The sequence below is a fragment of the Sulfuricurvum sp. genome, from assembly GCF_041651515.1.
In the GTDB taxonomy this organism is placed as follows: domain Bacteria; phylum Campylobacterota; class Campylobacteria; order Campylobacterales; family Sulfurimonadaceae; genus Sulfuricurvum.
This window is the reverse complement of sequence record NZ_JBAZJF010000004.1, coordinates 103263-118690: the sequence shown is the minus strand read 5'-3', so window position 1 is coordinate 118690 and position 15428 is coordinate 103263. Positions and strand designations below refer to the sequence as shown.

Here is a 15428-nt window from a genome sequence, read left to right as displayed (position 1 = left end):
ACTTTATTTTTTATTAAACTATGTTTGTCAGGAGATATTATGGTCATAATGGGTACAATTCGCCAAATTTTTGGGTGCCTTTACAAACCTTTAATGAAAATGAAGTTTTGTAAAGGTGCCCTCCATGGTAGAGATTATAGGGATGCCCTATTTAATCTTTGAAAATTTATCGTCCCTATATGAGGGCAATTATTTAACGTCACAGCTGCACAGCGTAGCAACATGGGCTTTTTTAGGAAATATTTTCGTATATTACGGAAAACGGGTTCCTTTTTTTTGCAGGCGTGGCGTATACAAAAGGAAAGAATTATGAGTAACTCAGAAATGAACACAGACAACGCAGAAAATCTAGCTACATTTGAAGATTTCGGTCTTCGTAGTGAAATTATGCAAAGCATCTCTTATGCAGGTTTTAAGCAACCAAGCCCAATTCAGTCAATGGTTATCCCTGTTATCATGGAAGGGCGCGACGTTGTAGGACAAGCCCACACCGGTACCGGTAAAACAGCAGCGTTTGGTCTTCCGACATTGAATAAAATGCATTTAAAAGGGGGGATTGAAGCCCTTATTATTACTCCGACACGTGAACTTGCAAACCAAGTAAGCGATGAAATTTTTAAATACGGTAAACATTTGGGTGTTCGTACCGTTACGATTTACGGTGGAAGTTCATACAATCGTCAAATGGATTTGATTGAGCGCGGAGCACAGGTGATTATAGCAACTCCGGGTCGTCTTCTGGATATGCTTAGTCGCGATATGCTTAAAGGTTTTGCCCCTTCAACTGTTATTTTGGACGAAGCGGATGAGATGTTGGACATGGGCTTTTTGGACGATATCAATGAAATTTTCACCTATCTTCCGACTGAACGTCAAACATTGCTTTTCTCAGCAACGATGCCGGCTCCGATCAAGCATCTTGCTGAGCGTATCTTGGTTAACCCGTTCTTTGCATCGATTACGAAATCCGAGACAACCAATACGGATATTACACAACAATACTATGTTATTGAAGAATCAGAGCGTGATGATGCGATTATCCGTTTGATGGATGCGGAAGACGCACAAAAAACCGTTGTGTTCTGCCGTACTAAAAAAGAAGTTGACCGTTTGTCAAATGTCCTTTCTGCAGTGGGTTATTCGGCTAAAGGCTTGCACGGCGATATGGAACAACGTCAACGTGAAAGTGTTATTAAAGGGTTTAAAACCGAGGGTATTGACGTATTGATCGCAACCGATGTTGCTGCACGTGGTTTACATATTGATAATGTTACCCATGTATTCAACTACCATATTCCATTCGATGCAGAGAGTTATGTGCACCGTATCGGACGTACAGGACGTGCGGGTAAAAAAGGGGTCGCGATTACGTTGGTAACACCAATGGAATTCAAAGAACTGCAGCGTATCCGTTCAAAAGTTGGTACGACCATGGAGCATGCGTATATTCCAAGTAAATTGGATGTTAAAGAGGCTCAAGTAAGCCGTTTGCTTGCTGAAATTGAAAAACAACATGTTTATGATGAAGCGCATAAAGTGCTAGACGTTTTGAAAGAAGAGTACGATCAAGAGCAAATTGCGTATAAATTAATTTCTGTATTGATGGAACGTAATACGGTTGCCGGACCGAATCAAATCGGTATTGCAGCAGAGAGATTAGAGAAAATTCTTAATAATCTTCAAAATCGTCACGACGGTGGCGGAAGAAGCCGTCCTGGCGGATTTAACCGTAATCGTAGCGGAGGCGGTGCAGGTCGTAGCAGCTCTGGCGGCGGATACCGTGGCAATAACGATCGTAATGCTGCCGGTGGTGAGCGCAGCGGTGGCGGAGAACGCGGCGGAAACGATCGCGGTGATCGTTCACGCAGCTTTAGCGGTGGTAATCGCTCAAGCAAACCTAGAAGCTAAGTTAAGCTTCATCGCCTCAATAAACGGCTCCATCGGAGTCGTTAATACAAACCCCTCTCTTTGTTTAATCCCCCACATCGGTTCTGGAAAATAGTTGTCATCTTCAAATCGTGCCATGACATGCCAATGAACGCGCGGTAACATATTTCCGAATGAAGCAATATTGATTTTAGCAGGATTAAAATAGCGTAACATCTCTTTTTCGATCATATCCAAGCATTCCCATATCATCTCTTTTTCGTCACGAGAACATTCTGAGAATTCTTTATGGAGTGAATGGGTAAAAATTTTGAGCCAAGGGATATCACTATCGTGACGTTCGATATAAATAAGGGAGTTGGAGTAAAGCATGTCGAACCTTTAAAAAGATTCGATAGTGTAGCAATTTTTAGATATTTTTTCCTGCAAACGGAACAAGGGCACTTCCCCATGTCAAACCGCCGCCAAAAGCATCCAGAAGCATAAGTTCACCCTCTTTTAGACGACCTGATTCATAGATGTCATTGATTGCCATAGGGATAGAAGCACCGGAAGTATTGCCATATTTTTCAACAGTCAGTACCACTTGTTCATCTTGAAGGTTTAATGCATCGCCTACTGCTTTTATGATACGATAATTGGCTTGGTGAGGAATAAAATGTTTAATAGCGGATGAAGGAATGGTATTTTGCTCTAAGATATCTATAACATCATTGGTGAGGGTACGGACTGCAACTTTAAAGGTTTCATTCCCTTTCATCTTCATAAAACATCCTGCCGCTTCACGGTTGAGTTCATCATGAGCCGATCCGCTACCGCCGTTAGGAGTCATAAGTAGATCCGCATAGCTTCCATCGGAACCGGTATGGATATCAATAATTGCTTTGGATTTATCTTCCGTAGCACTGATAACCGCTGCACCTGCACCATCACCGAAGAGGATACAGGTTCCACGATCGGTGTAATCGGTGATGGCACTAAGTTTTTCAGCTCCGACAATAAGTACATTTTTTTTCATTCCCGATTCAACAAAGGCTTTTGCGATGCTAAGTGCATAAACAAAACCGGTACATGCGGCCGAAATATCAAAGGCCATCATTTTATCAAGTCCCAATTTTGTGGCGATTATAGTCGCGGTAGAGGGCATACAAAAATAATCGGGTGAAATAGTTGCACAAATAAGCATATCAATTTGGCTTTTATCCAGTCCGGAACGCGCTATAGCGAGTTCGGCTGCTTTGACACCCATATCGCTCGTTGTTTCATTTACTGCAGCAATATGGCGCTCTTTGATCCCTGTTCGCTTAGTGATCCATTCATCCGTTGTATCAACGAGGGTTTCCAGCTCGGCATTGGTGAGAATTTTAGAGGGGACATATGCCCCTATTGAACGAAATGCTGCATACATTGGTTAGCCTTTTTATGTGCCGATTTTAGCTTTTTAGCTCTTCAAGACGATTTTCGATATGGACGTTAACTCCGGTATCAACATAACGAATCGCTTGGAAAATAGCATTTTTAATTGCTTTTGGATTACTTTTGCCGTGACTGACAATTGCGCATCCTTTGATACCAACCAGAGGTGCTCCCCCGATTTCAGCGTAATCGATTTGCTTTTTGAGCAATTTAAATACTTTGCGCATCAAGAGTGCACCGGTAATCGCGATCGGTGATTTTCGGATGTACTCTTTGATGAAAAAACTGATCGTTGATGCTACCCCCTCAGAGGCTTTAAGTACAAGGTTTCCAATGAATCCGTCACATACGATAACATCACAGCTTCCGTCAAAAATATTGTTACCCTCGACGTTTCCGATAAACCCTTTTTGCCCTTCAAGCAATTTGAATGTCTCTTTGGTGACTTCGTTCCCTTTGGAATCTTCCTCACCGTTGGCAAGTAAACCAACACGTGGATTGCTTATTTTATACATATCCTGAGCGTAGTAGTATCCCATAATCCCGAATTGGAAAAGATGCTCCGCTTTGCAGTCAACATTGGCCCCGGCATCCATAAGTATGCTTCGTTTACCGCTTTTTGTGGGCATGGATGTGACCAAGGCAGGGCGTAGAACATGCTTGAGCCGTCCAAGCCGAAGTGTTGCCAAGGTCATCGTTGCACCGCTGTGCCCTGCACTGACAACACCGTCAGCCTCACCGTTGCGAACCAGCTCTATCGCTTTATAGATTGAACTTTCTTGACGCTTAAGTGCATCAGTTGCGGCATCACCCATATCGATGACATCATCCGCTTCGACAATTAAAATCTTATCTTTATAGCCCTTGGGTAATAAAGATAAAATCTCATCTTTTTTACCAACTAGAATTGGTTGAAACTTTGCTTCTTTGAGCGCTTCAAGTGTCCCTTTAACAATTGGTTCGGGACCAAAGTCCCCACCCATTGCATCAATTGCAATTCTAATCATCGATTATTTGTACTCACCGGTTGTCGGATTGACGTAGTGTGACAATTTGTAAGTCCCGTCTTTATCTTTTACGGGGCGAGCAAGTGTAATTTTATAGTGAGTTCTGCGTTTTGCGGCGCGAGTATGACTCACTCTTCTTTTAGGTACTGCCATAGTATTTATCCCTTTCTATTTAAATTTAGAGTGCCTTTGAAATTGTATTTCAAAAGTAATATTAGAACTCGCGTTCTAGCGAAGTACCTTCACAGTTTGAGCAACAAAAATAATCGCTTCTGATCAGTTCGAGTTCCGAAGCCAATAATTCATCCATATCGATGGTAGAGTTTTCGATTTCGACGACATCTAACTCATTGTCATTGCCGTGTGCAATTCCATCGGATAGATAAAAAACGATCTCTTCATTAAGCTCTTTTTTTACCGTTTCCGCGCATAAATCGCAAGGAAGTGAAATACTTCCTGTTATTGTACCGTTTAATTGTGCAAGATTGCGCTTTTTCAGGATTATATCTCCTGAAAAATGGGCATCTTCACATTTTACCTCAAAGTCTAGAGGCACCGCATTCAAGCGTTTAAACGATATTTTTGTCACTTAAGAGATCTCGCGACCTGAAAAGAAAAAAGCGATTTCATTTTTAGCGTTCTCAACCGAGTCACTTCCGTGAACAGCATTCGCATCAATATTTTCAGCGAAATCAGCACGGATAGTTCCTGCTTCTGCTTCTTTAGGGTTTGTTGCACCCATCAAATCACGGTTTCTTTGAACAGCGTTTTCGCCCTCAAGAACAGTAATAACAACCGGTCCGCTTACCATGAAATCAACGAGGTCGTTGAAGAAAGGGCGAGCAGCGTGTACCGCGTAAAATGCTTCCGCGTCTTGGCGGCTAAGCTGAACTTTTTTGGTAGCTGCGATTTTAAGACCATCTGTCTCAAAACGATCCAAAATTTTTCCAATGACACCTTTTGCTACGGCGTCAGGCTTGATGATTGACAAGGTTTGTTCCATCAATGCTCCTGTTTTATGTGTAAAAAATAGAACGGGATTATAGCGGATGAATCATTTAAGTAATATTAAAGATGATGGGATTTGCGGAAAGAGTGGAGTTTGGAGGGAAAACCCTCCAAGTAAAATTAATTAACTACGTTTGCTTTGTTAGAACGCATATCAGCGGTAACATCATCACGGTGAGATGGACTAGCACCGATTTCATCCCAAGTGATACAACCCTCAGTCGGACATGCAGTTGCACAAGCTGGCTCATCATGGTGACCTACACACTCGACACATTTGTCAGCGTAAACGTAATAGATCTCTTCACCTGTCGGGTTATCGTCCTCGTCTACAATCGCTTCTACCGGACACTCATCGATGCAAGCACCGCAATTAATACAGGTATCATTAATGACTACTGCCATAGGATTCTCCTTGGTTTATATAAATATGGGGTAACTATAACAGAAGAATTTTAAACCCACCTAAAAAATAGGCAGGGGTAATGAAGATTATAGAAGGAGTGTTACGGAAATAGATTTAAAGACCGAGATAGGCTTTGATTGCATCTACTTTATCGGTTTTTTCCCATGTAAATTCAGGAAGTTCACGACCGAAATGGCCATAAGCAGCAGTTTTACGATAAATAGGTCGCAATAAATCAAGGGATTCAATAATCCCTTTTGGAGTAAGGTTAAAGAGCTCTTTGACACACGCTTCGAGTTTTTCTTCAGGGACGATAGCGGTTCCGTGTGCATTTACCATAATGGATATGGGCTTTACAACACCGATCGCATAGGAGACTTGAATGGTTGCTTTTTCGCATGCACCGGAAGCGACAAGATTTTTGGCCACATAGCGTGCGGCATAGGCGGCTGAGCGGTCTACTTTGGTCGGATCTTTTCCGCTGAATGCACCGCCTCCGTGTGGGCAGGCACCGCCGTAGGTATCAACGATGATCTTGCGTCCTGTTAGTCCTGCATCCCCTTGAGGACCTCCGATGACAAATTTACCGGTTGGATTGATGTGGTAAACAATGTTTGGGCTCATAAGCTCTGCCGGAATAACATACTTGATCACTTCCGCAATAACATCCGCATGGAGTTTTTCCTGAGAAATATCAGGGGCATGCTGGGTAGAGACAACAACCGTCTCGACAGAGACCGGTTTGTCATCGACATAACGGATACTAACCTGAGTTTTTCCATCCGGACGTAAATAGGGGATTATCCCCTCTTTGCGTACTTGGGCTAAACGCTCGGCAAGGCGGTGCGAGAGGTAGATAGGTAAAGGCATTAGCACATCGGTTTCACGGCACGCGTAACCGAACATCAACCCTTGGTCACCGGCACCGATCTCACCGTCTTCTTGGTCAACCCCTTGGTTGATATCGGGAGATTGCTCTCCAATTCCGTTAAGAACCGCGCATGAGCGGTAATCAAATCCGTACGTTGCATCGGTATAACCGATTTCACGGACAACCTGACGGGCAATCTCTTGCATTGGAGCGTAAGAAGTGGTTTTAAGTTCACCGGCGATGACACAAAACCCGTTAGATACGAGCGTTTCACAAGCTACACGAGCCTTAGGATCGTGTTCGATAATATAGTCCAAAATGGCATCACTGATTTGATCGGCCATTTTATCGGGATGCCCCTCAGTGACCGATTCGGAGGTGAAAATATACTCTTTAGGCATGAAAGTCCTTAATTACTATTTGATTCGAGGTTATAAATTGATGCGATTATAGCAAACCCTATTTTAAAAAATCTCTTTCCCAAAAGAAATCGATCCAATCCGTGGCTTCATGTAAAGAATACTCAGGCTGAATAGATGCAGAGGGTTTCGTGTAAATGGCGGCACTTTTAAACTCTATATCCGGATAACGGATACGAAGGTATTGTAACAATGCCTCGAGTGTTTGTCCGCTATCGACGATATCATCGATGATCAGAACTTTTTTTGAGAGAGACAGATCGCACTCTCCTCGAATGGTGAGGGTATCACGTTGACGTTCTCCGTCGTAGCTCTCAATCCGTATACTTTGGAGGTTACGGATATCAAGGGCCGTCGAGAGGGCATGGGCAAGTGTCATACCGCCGCGTGCTACAGCGACAAGGGTATCCGGCTGAAAAGGCTCACAGATGGCGGCCAGTGAGAGTACGTCGTTTTTAAACTGGTTATATTCATAGTGTATCATTTTGAAATCATATCATAAGGGCATATACGCTATAATGAAAAACTTAGTTTTAAAAAGGTCATTATGAAAAAATTAGCCATCATAGGCCGTCCGAATGTCGGCAAGAGCTCATTATTCAACCGTCTTTTAAAGCAACGCGATGCAATTACCTCCGAACAGGCAGGTACGACACGAGATGTCAAAAAACGGGTTGCCGTAGTAGTGGATAAAGAGGTCGAAATTCTCGATACCGGCGGTTTGGACGAAGGGTGCGAGCTGTTCGACCGGATCAAAGAAAAATCGCTGAAAGCGGCGCATGAAGCCGATATTATTCTCTTTATGGTGGACGGTAAAAGCCTCCCCGAGGATGATGATAAAAAGCTCTTTTATGAGCTTGAATCGATGGGAAAAGCGATCGCTTTGGTCGTTAACAAAATCGATAACGATAAAATGCAAGAAAAACTGTGGGAATATTACGAATTCGGAACCGATCGTATTTTCGGTATTTCGGTCGCCCATAATCGATCGGTTTTGCCGCTTTTGAATTGGATCGCTTCAGAACTTCCTGAATCCTCTATCGTTAAGCCTGAAGCCGAAACGGCAGAAGAAGATGATGAGATGGACGGTTTTGCTGCTGCGTTGAAAGCTTCTTCGGATGATGAAGAGTTTGATGATGAGGATGACGATTCAGAGGATGATTCGGACGAAGATATAGATGAAGAATCCATTGAAGCCCTCGAAGAAGCATATCGCGGAATTGTTAAAGAGTATGAAGCTGGTGATATCAATCAAATGAAAGTGGCAATTATCGGTCGTGTCAACGTCGGGAAAAGTTCACTTCTTAATGCATTATTGGGCGAAGATCGCTCGGTGGTGAGTTCCGTCGCCGGGACAACGATTGATCCGATCGATGAGACCGTTGAGTACCAAGATAAAAAGATCACCTTTATCGATACAGCGGGAATTCGTAAACGGGGGAAAATTCTCGGAATCGAAAAATATGCCCTTATGCGTACCGAAGAGATGCTTGAAACGGCCGATATCGCACTCCTTGTTTTGGATGCATCGCAGCCCTTTATGGACCTGGATGAAAAAATCGCCGGATTTGTCGATAAAAACCGTCTCGCGTGTCTCATTGTTTTGAACAAATGGGATATGGCACCGAAAGAAGATTATGACAAAATCATCGCTGAAGTTCGCGACCGATTTAAGTTTTTGAGCTATGCTCCGATTGTTACGATTTCAGCACAAAGTAAACAGCGCGTCCATAGAATTTTTGATATGTTGCTCAAAATCAATCAAAACTATTCACAGCGTATTTCGACGGGTAAACTCAATGAAGTTATCCAAGCCGCAATGCGTAAACATATCTTGCCGAGTATCAACGGGATGAATATCCGTTTGTATTTCGCAACGCAGTATGATATCCGTCCGCCGCGTATCGCACTGATTATGAACAAACCGCAAGGGCTTCACTTCAGTTATCGCCGATATTTGACGAATCAGTTGCGGGAGCAGTTTGATTTTGAAGGGACTCCGGTACTCTTTAAAGCAAAAAGCAAAAATACGAACCGTCGACCACAGCCGCACAAAACAAGAGCGATGTGGTAAAAAAATAAGATCGTTAAAACGGTTTTACGACTACTAGCGCAACAATACCCATCAATAAAAGGGTGGGTATTTCATTATACATCCGAAAAAACTTCCCGCTTTTATACGCTGTGTTTTCTTTGAGTTTGAGACGATAGTGCCCGAGTGAGAAAAAATAAGCGGTCAAAATGGCTACCAAAGTCAGTTTGGCGTGCATCCATCCCCCCATCTGAAATACATTTACCCCGTTATAGTGCTGTGTTGATAAGATGATTAACGCTGTACCCGAGAGTAACGTTGCCCAAAAAGCGGGGACACCTATATATTTATAAATTTTCATTTCCATAATTTCCACTACGTCGATAAACCCCTGATTGGTTCCGTTTTCGACATGGTAAACAAAGAGGCGCGGAAGGTAGAAAAGTACCGCAAACCACGACACCATAGAGATAATATGAAACCAAAGCACCCAACTGTACATGTTACTTTCCTGATTATGAAGTAGGGAAGAGTAACCAAAAGAAGCTAAAAATTAAAGGTGCTTTTTTACCCATGCAATAATTTGTGGGGTAGGGAGTGCGCCGCTGAATTGGTCGACGATGCGATTATTTCTAAATGCGATGACGGTGGGGATAGAGCGGATACCAAAACGTGCGCCGAGCTGTTGTTGTTCTTCGGTATTAATTTTGACAAATTGAGCTTTGAGGGGAAAGTTTCGGGCCGCTTCTTCAAATGAGGGTGCCATTGAGCGACACGGTCCGCACCACGGTGCCCAAAAATCGACGATGATAAGCCGTTCATCGTTAAGGACGAGCCGATCAAAGCTTTCTGCATTTACCGATAAGGGTTTGGTATCAAGAAGGGAAGCTTTGCAATGACCGCATGCGGCTTTTACGTAAGACTCTTTTACAGGGATAGCATTTACGCCCCCGCAGTGGGGACAAACGACATTGATTTTAGTCATCGCGTTACTCTGCTGCCTCTTCTGCAAGCTCAATCTCACGCAGTGAGGTAGCATGGTGATCTTTTACTTTGTCATGGAGACGGCGAAGGGCTTTGTTGGCGCGTTCAATCGCCATATCGATAGCGGTATCAATATCTTCATCGACATCCGAAATAACAACGGGCTGTGCGTGAGCAATGTGCATATCAAATTCGACCCCGACCCCTTTTTTCTCTTTGGTAATCATTACATTTACGGTGGTAATATCAAGATGGTAGCGTTTAAAGTTTTCAATAGCAGTAGCAATATGATCGTTTAGATGCTGAGTGAGTTTGATCTCTTTGGAGCGAATTTGGACAGTCATAATAGATCCTTTGATAGTTGAACTGTCGAAAAATATAGCATATCTTTTCTTAAGAGGAAGCTTAAGAGACTCTGCGGTAAAATTACTTTATGTTCAAGGAGTTATTGTGCGAGTTTTAACGGGTATTCAACCATCAGGCGATTTACATATTGGAAACTATTTCGGTTCGATCAAACCAATGATCGAATCACAAGAGGAGCATGAGGTATTTGCATTTATTGCCAATTATCATGCCATGACCTCTTTGGATGATGGTGGGCGTCTTTCTCATCTCACGATGCAGGCAGCTACCGATTTCTTGGCGTTGGGGATGAACCCGGCTAAAAGTACTTTTTGGGTGCAATCGGATGTAAAAGAGGTATTGGAACTTTACTGGGTACTCTCCAGTTTTACTCCGATGGGATTGTTGGAGCGTGCACACAGCTATAAAGATAAAGTGGCTAAAGGGATTGCCTCTAACCACAACCTCTTTTCGTATCCGGTTCTGATGGCGGCCGATATTGTATTGTTTGGATCGCAAATCATCCCTGTCGGGAAAGATCAGATTCAACATGTAGAGATTGCCCGCGATATTGCACTTAAATTTAATAACCGATACGGCGATATTTTGACATTGCCGGAATTCAGAGTTGATGAAAACGTTGCAACGGTTCCTGGGACGGATGGGCAGAAAATGTCCAAAAGCTATGGGAATACCATCACCATTTTCGGGGAAGAGAAAGCGCAGCTCAAGACAATCAAAAAAATTGTTACAGAACTCGTTGGGATGGAAGAGCCTAAAGAGTACGCTAACTGCAATGTGTATAATATTGTCAAATTGTTTTTGGATGAGAATGAACGGGTGGCACTGCAGGAGCGTTACACACGAGGCGGAGAGGGGCATGGTCATTTCAAGCTTTATCTCGCCGATGTATTGTGGGAGTATTTTCGCCCCTTTAGAGAACGACGCGCTTATTATGAATCGCATCCGGATGAGGTACGCGATATTTTAAAAAGCGGAGCAGACAAGGCACGTGCAGTCGCTCAACCGATTATTGAAAAAGTACGTTCGGTTACGGGAATTACATATTAGGAGCATTTAAATGAAAAATTATATTCAAAAACAAATTGCCGATTCGGCGGCAACCAAACAAGCAATTTTAGAGAATCAGCCTTTGCTGGATGTCATTGTTGACGTAGCAAAAGCGTGTGTAAAGGTATATCGTAAGGGTAAGAAGACCCTTTTAGCCGGAAACGGCGGTTCGGCTGCCGATGCGCAGCACATTGCGGCTGAGTTGGTAGGGCGTTACGGATTTGACCGCCCCTCTATCCCCTCTCTTGCCTTGACAACCGATACCTCCAATTTGACCGCTATCGGAAATGACTATGGGTATGACAAAGTGTTTTCCCGTCAGTTAGAGGGGATGGCACAGGAGGGGGATTTGTTCATCGGAATCTCAACATCGGGTAATTCCCAAAACATCATTAATGCATTTGAATCGGCAAAAGAGCGAGGGGTTACGACGGTGGCGCTTGTCGGGCGTGATGGCGGCAAAATGGCGGCAATGGCAGATTATGCGATTATTATCCCCTCTAATGCAACTCCTCGTATCCAAGAGTCTCATATTTTGATCGGGCATATTCTGTGTGACATTATCGAAAAAGAGCTTTTCGGCGGCGGAGTAGCGTAAGTGTCACATAAAGCCCTTTTTCTTGACCGTGACGGTGTTGTTAATGTTGAGAAAAACTATCTCCATAAGATCGAAGATTTTGAACTCATGGACGGCATTGTTGAGGTGTGCCGTGCCTATCAAGAACAGGGCTATTTAATTATTATCGTCACCAATCAGTCGGGGATTTCTCGGGGCTATTATACGGAGGACGATTTTGACTGTTTGAGTGAATGGATGGTGGAGCATTTTCACGAGTTGGGAATTACCATCACCCATATCTATCATTGCCCCCATCATGAGAGTATTGATGGTCTCTGTGAATGCCGAAAGCCTGAACCGGGAATGTTTATTCAGGCACAAAAAGAGTACGATTTAGATATGTCGTCTTCCGTTATGATCGGCGATAATGAGCGTGATATTGAAGCGTCACTTAAAGCGGGAGTCGGGATAAATATTCTCCTCTCTACGGATGCGGTTATGTCCAATGCTAATCGGATTATACCTTCATTGCGGGAGTTGTTTTAATGCGTATCATTAATACGGGTGGCACGTTTAATAAGCGGTACGATCCCCTTAAAGGGGAACTCTTTGTGCCGAAGGATAATGCAGCAGTTGAAGCAATTATCTCTTCATTCGTGGTTGATATCCCTCTTCAAGGGGTCATTTATAAAGACTCTTTGGAAATGGACAGTCATGACCGATTCGTCTTGGGAGAAATGATCGCACATTCAAAGGAAAACATTATTATTGTTGTTCACGGCACCGATACGATGGATATAAGTGCTGCCTATATAGAGAGTTTAGCACTGGAGAAAGTGATTGTGTTTACGGGAGCAATGGTCCCTTTTAGCATTAATCCCATCGAGGCTACGGCAAATCTTTCCATCGCAATCGGCTATGCGAACAATGTTCAAGCGGGCGTCCATATTGTGATGCAAGGGGTTATGGGCAGTTTTAAACAGGTGAAAAAAAATAAGTTTGCAGGGAAGTTCGAATATGTCTAAAGTCAAATGTGATCACTGCCATCTTGAATTCAACGATGAGGTGATGATCCACGACGGAGAGTATCGTTTTTGCTGTAACGGATGTCGTGGGATTTTTCATCTCCTTAAGGATGAGGGGCTAGAGAGTTTTTATTCGAAAATGGGAGATACTACCCTCGCTCCCCCAACAGAGCAGTTTGAAGCAAGTTCCAATTTTGATACTCCTGCCTTTCATGAGCGATTTGTTACAACGACAGAGGAAAACTTATCTCAAATTTCATTAGTTATTGAGGGGATACACTGTGCGGCGTGTGTATGGCTGAATGAAAAGGCCCTTCATAAAATGGAGGGTGTGATCGAAGCACACATTAACTACACCAATAATAAAGCCCGAATTACATGGAATTCTGAAGTACTTAAGCTTTCCGCTATCATCGATATGATTCGGGCCATCGGTTATGATGCCTTTCCCTACGATGCATCGCTGCAAGAAGTGCGAGCCAACAAAGAGCGTAAAGATTATTATTTGCGGATGGCGGTAGCGACGTTTGCCACCATGAATATGATGTGGATCGCCGTTGCACAATACGCGGGATATTTCACCGGAATTACGCAAGAGGTAAAGACGATTCTTAATATTGCTGAATGGGTATTGGCCACTCCGGTTCTGTTTTACAGCGGATGGATTTTTTACCGTGGTGCTTATTATGGGCTCAGAAACCAAGCCATTACGATGGATTTACTTGTCGTTACCGGATCAAGTTTGGCATATCTCTATTCTATCTATATCACGGTATTGGGAAAAGGGGAAGCCTACTTCGATTCAGTGGCAATGATTATCACTTTTGTCCTTTTCGGGAAATTTCTTGAAGTGCTTAGCCGTAAAAATGCCGCCGATACCCTCGATATTATCGGGAAACATATTCCCCGTGAAGTGAGTATTGTGGAAGGGGAATCCATCCGATCCGTCGATGTCAATGAAGTGAAAGTCGGAGATGAGATTGTAATCCGCAGCGGTGAACGCTCAGCAATCGACGGTGAAGTGATCTCAGGGGAGGGGAGCTTTGATGAATCCAATCTCACCGGTGAATCCGAACCTATTTTTAAACGTTTAGGAGATCGAATCATCAGCGGGACGACCAGTATCGATGCCCTGATCCATTATCGAGCGACGAAAGATTTTGCCCATTCCACCCTCTCGAATCTTGTCAATCTGCTTGAAAATGCGATGGCTCAGAAACCCTCCATTGAACAGTTGGCGAATCGTCTGTCACAACATTTTTCTTCCACAATTTTGTTTTTAGCTATTGCAACGTTTTGGGCATGGTATTTTTGGCCACACAGCTTTGATCGTTCGCTGATGGTGGGAATTTCTGTCATTATTATCGCTTGTCCGTGTGCCCTTGCTTTAGCGACTCCGGTGGCAACCTTGGTCGGGTTGGCATTGGGGGCTAAAAGAGGTATCCTCTTCAAATCGGCGGCACAGATTGAGACCATGGCAAAAGTGACGATGGTGGTTCTAGATAAAACGGGGACGATTACCCAAGGACGTCCTGAAGTGATTTATGCGACGGTCCATTCTAATTTTGATGTCGGGGCATTGCATACTCTGGTTTCCTCCTCAAAGCATCCAATCAGTCGCGGAGTTAGGGAATATCTGGATCGGACGGAAGAGAGCATAGATGCAAGTACCATCGAAGAGGCACGGGAAATTCCCGCTCGCGGAATGGTCGGTCGACATAAGGGTGTGATGATTGCAGGAGGGAATGCATTTTTAATGCACGAGCTCGGTATGGATGTTGATATTTCGAGTGATAAAAGTCTTTTTTACTATGCCGTCGATCATACATTGGTTGCGGTTTACGAATTGCGAGATCTTCCAAAAGAGAGAGCCTATGAGTCGATAGCGGCACTCAAACGTGCTAATCTTCGTGTGGTAATGCTTACCGGCGATCATGAAGCTGCGGCGCAAAGAGTGGCCAAAGAGGTTGGTATCGAAGAGGTGTATGCCCAATTGACACCGGAAGGTAAGGCGGAATTTATTGCATCGGCACACACGCAGGGGCATATCGTCGTGATGGCAGGAGATGGGGTTAATGATCTTTTGGCGCTTGCTACGGCTGATATTGCTATCGCGATGGGGAATGGGAGTGATATTGCTATTGAGGTGAGTGACGTCGTATTGATGAATGATTCGCTTGTTTCGCTCTCTGAAGCGTTTGTTATCAGCCGTAAAACGTATGGTCTGATTAAACAAAATCTTTTCATTTCATTGGTATACAACTCGATCACGATACCATTGGCAATGATGGGATATGTGATTCCGCTCATAGCAGCGATTTCGATGTCATTCAGCTCACTTCTCGTGGTCGGTAATTCGATGCGAGTGCGTTGGCTTTATAAATAAAAAGGTAGGTAT

General features: G+C 43.7%; 19 protein-coding genes. 7 read left to right on the top strand and 12 right to left on the bottom strand.

What is annotated here, in order from left to right; translation table 11 throughout:
- The first annotated feature begins 309 nt into the window (after positions 1-309).
- A complete protein-coding gene (locus WC407_RS08530; protein ID WP_373022195.1) occupies positions 310-1908 on the top strand; it encodes a DEAD/DEAH box helicase in 1599 nt (532 codons plus the stop codon).
- Here WC407_RS08530 and WC407_RS08525 read toward each other — a convergent pair.
- The 9 genes from WC407_RS08525 to WC407_RS08485 all read right to left on the bottom strand — a co-directional run bounded on the left by WC407_RS08525 (position 1888) and on the right by WC407_RS08485 (position 7498).
- Positions 1888-2259 carry an HIT family protein gene (locus WC407_RS08525; protein ID WP_373022193.1) on the bottom strand — a complete coding sequence of 124 codons (372 nt, stop codon included), beginning with the start codon at positions 2257-2259 and terminating at the stop codon, positions 1888-1890. The genes WC407_RS08530 and WC407_RS08525 overlap by 21 nt on opposite strands.
- A gap of 37 nt (positions 2260-2296) precedes the next feature.
- On the bottom strand, positions 2297-3295 hold the full coding sequence (locus WC407_RS08520) for a beta-ketoacyl-ACP synthase III (RefSeq protein WP_373022191.1): 999 nt from the start codon (positions 3293-3295) through the stop codon (positions 2297-2299).
- Positions 3296-3320: 25 nt separating this feature from the next.
- Positions 3321-4310 carry a phosphate acyltransferase PlsX gene (gene plsX, locus WC407_RS08515; protein ID WP_373022190.1) on the bottom strand — a complete coding sequence of 330 codons (990 nt, stop codon included), beginning with the start codon at positions 4308-4310 and terminating at the stop codon, positions 3321-3323.
- 3 nt (positions 4311-4313) lie between these two features.
- Positions 4314-4463: a 50S ribosomal protein L32 gene (rpmF, locus tag WC407_RS08510; RefSeq protein WP_373022188.1), complete on the bottom strand. Its 150-nt coding sequence runs from the start codon at positions 4461-4463 to the stop codon at positions 4314-4316.
- A 61-nt stretch (positions 4464-4524) separates the two neighbouring features.
- Entirely contained in the window at positions 4525-4866 is a 342-nt protein-coding gene (locus tag WC407_RS08505; protein ID WP_373022533.1) for a YceD family protein, read from the bottom strand.
- A gap of 33 nt (positions 4867-4899) precedes the next feature.
- Entirely contained in the window at positions 4900-5313 is a 414-nt protein-coding gene (gene ndk, locus WC407_RS08500; protein ID WP_373022187.1) for a nucleoside-diphosphate kinase, read from the bottom strand.
- A gap of 125 nt (positions 5314-5438) precedes the next feature.
- A complete protein-coding gene (locus WC407_RS08495; RefSeq protein ID WP_373022185.1) occupies positions 5439-5723 on the bottom strand; it encodes a 4Fe-4S dicluster domain-containing protein in 285 nt (94 codons plus the stop codon).
- 115 nt (positions 5724-5838) lie between these two features.
- Complete coding sequence (gene metK / locus WC407_RS08490; RefSeq protein WP_373022184.1) at positions 5839-6996, bottom strand: methionine adenosyltransferase; 1158 nt, start codon at positions 6994-6996, stop codon at positions 5839-5841.
- Between the two features lie 58 nt (positions 6997-7054).
- Positions 7055-7498 carry a phosphoribosyltransferase gene (locus tag WC407_RS08485; protein ID WP_373022183.1) on the bottom strand — a complete coding sequence of 148 codons (444 nt, stop codon included), beginning with the start codon at positions 7496-7498 and terminating at the stop codon, positions 7055-7057.
- A 63-nt stretch (positions 7499-7561) separates the two neighbouring features.
- Between WC407_RS08485 and der the strand changes: the two genes are divergently transcribed.
- Positions 7562-9088 carry a ribosome biogenesis GTPase Der gene (gene der / locus WC407_RS08480; protein WP_373022182.1) on the top strand — a complete coding sequence of 509 codons (1527 nt, stop codon included), beginning with the start codon at positions 7562-7564 and terminating at the stop codon, positions 9086-9088.
- Positions 9089-9101: 13 nt separating this feature from the next.
- Here der and WC407_RS08475 read toward each other — a convergent pair whose 3' ends face one another.
- Genes WC407_RS08475 through hpf form a run of 3 tightly spaced genes read right to left on the bottom strand, consistent with a single transcriptional unit; the run spans position 9102 to position 10374 of the window.
- Entirely contained in the window at positions 9102-9548 is a 447-nt protein-coding gene (locus WC407_RS08475; protein ID WP_373022181.1) for a CopD family protein, read from the bottom strand.
- 51 nt (positions 9549-9599) lie between these two features.
- Positions 9600-10031 carry a thioredoxin TrxC gene (gene trxC / locus WC407_RS08470; protein WP_373022180.1) on the bottom strand — a complete coding sequence of 144 codons (432 nt, stop codon included), beginning with the start codon at positions 10029-10031 and terminating at the stop codon, positions 9600-9602.
- Between the two features lie 4 nt (positions 10032-10035).
- Positions 10036-10374, bottom strand: coding sequence for a ribosome hibernation-promoting factor, HPF/YfiA family (gene hpf / locus WC407_RS08465; RefSeq protein WP_373022179.1), 339 nt, complete (start codon positions 10372-10374; stop codon positions 10036-10038).
- Positions 10375-10480: 106 nt separating this feature from the next.
- Here hpf and trpS point away from each other — a divergent pair, with 106 nt between their 5' ends.
- The 5 genes from trpS to WC407_RS08440 are packed head-to-tail and all read left to right on the top strand — an operon-like array spanning position 10481 to position 15416.
- On the top strand, positions 10481-11446 hold the full coding sequence (gene trpS / locus WC407_RS08460; RefSeq protein WP_373022178.1) for a tryptophan--tRNA ligase: 966 nt from the start codon (positions 10481-10483) through the stop codon (positions 11444-11446).
- Positions 11447-11456: 10 nt separating this feature from the next.
- A complete protein-coding gene (locus WC407_RS08455) occupies positions 11457-12044 on the top strand; it encodes an SIS domain-containing protein (protein ID WP_373022177.1) in 588 nt (195 codons plus the stop codon).
- Entirely contained in the window at positions 12045-12551 is a 507-nt protein-coding gene (gene gmhB / locus WC407_RS08450) for a D-glycero-beta-D-manno-heptose 1,7-bisphosphate 7-phosphatase (RefSeq protein WP_373022176.1), read from the top strand.
- Positions 12551-13030 (top strand): asparaginase domain-containing protein, encoded by a 480-nt coding sequence (locus WC407_RS08445; RefSeq protein ID WP_373022175.1) that lies wholly within the window; start codon positions 12551-12553, stop codon positions 13028-13030. Before gmhB ends, WC407_RS08445 begins: the two co-directional genes overlap by 1 nt.
- Positions 13023-15416, top strand: a complete 2394-nt coding sequence (locus WC407_RS08440) for a heavy metal translocating P-type ATPase (RefSeq protein ID WP_373022174.1) — start codon at positions 13023-13025, stop codon at positions 15414-15416. The genes WC407_RS08445 and WC407_RS08440 overlap by 8 nt, the downstream gene beginning before the upstream one ends.
- The last annotated feature ends 12 nt before the right edge of the window (positions 15417-15428 follow it).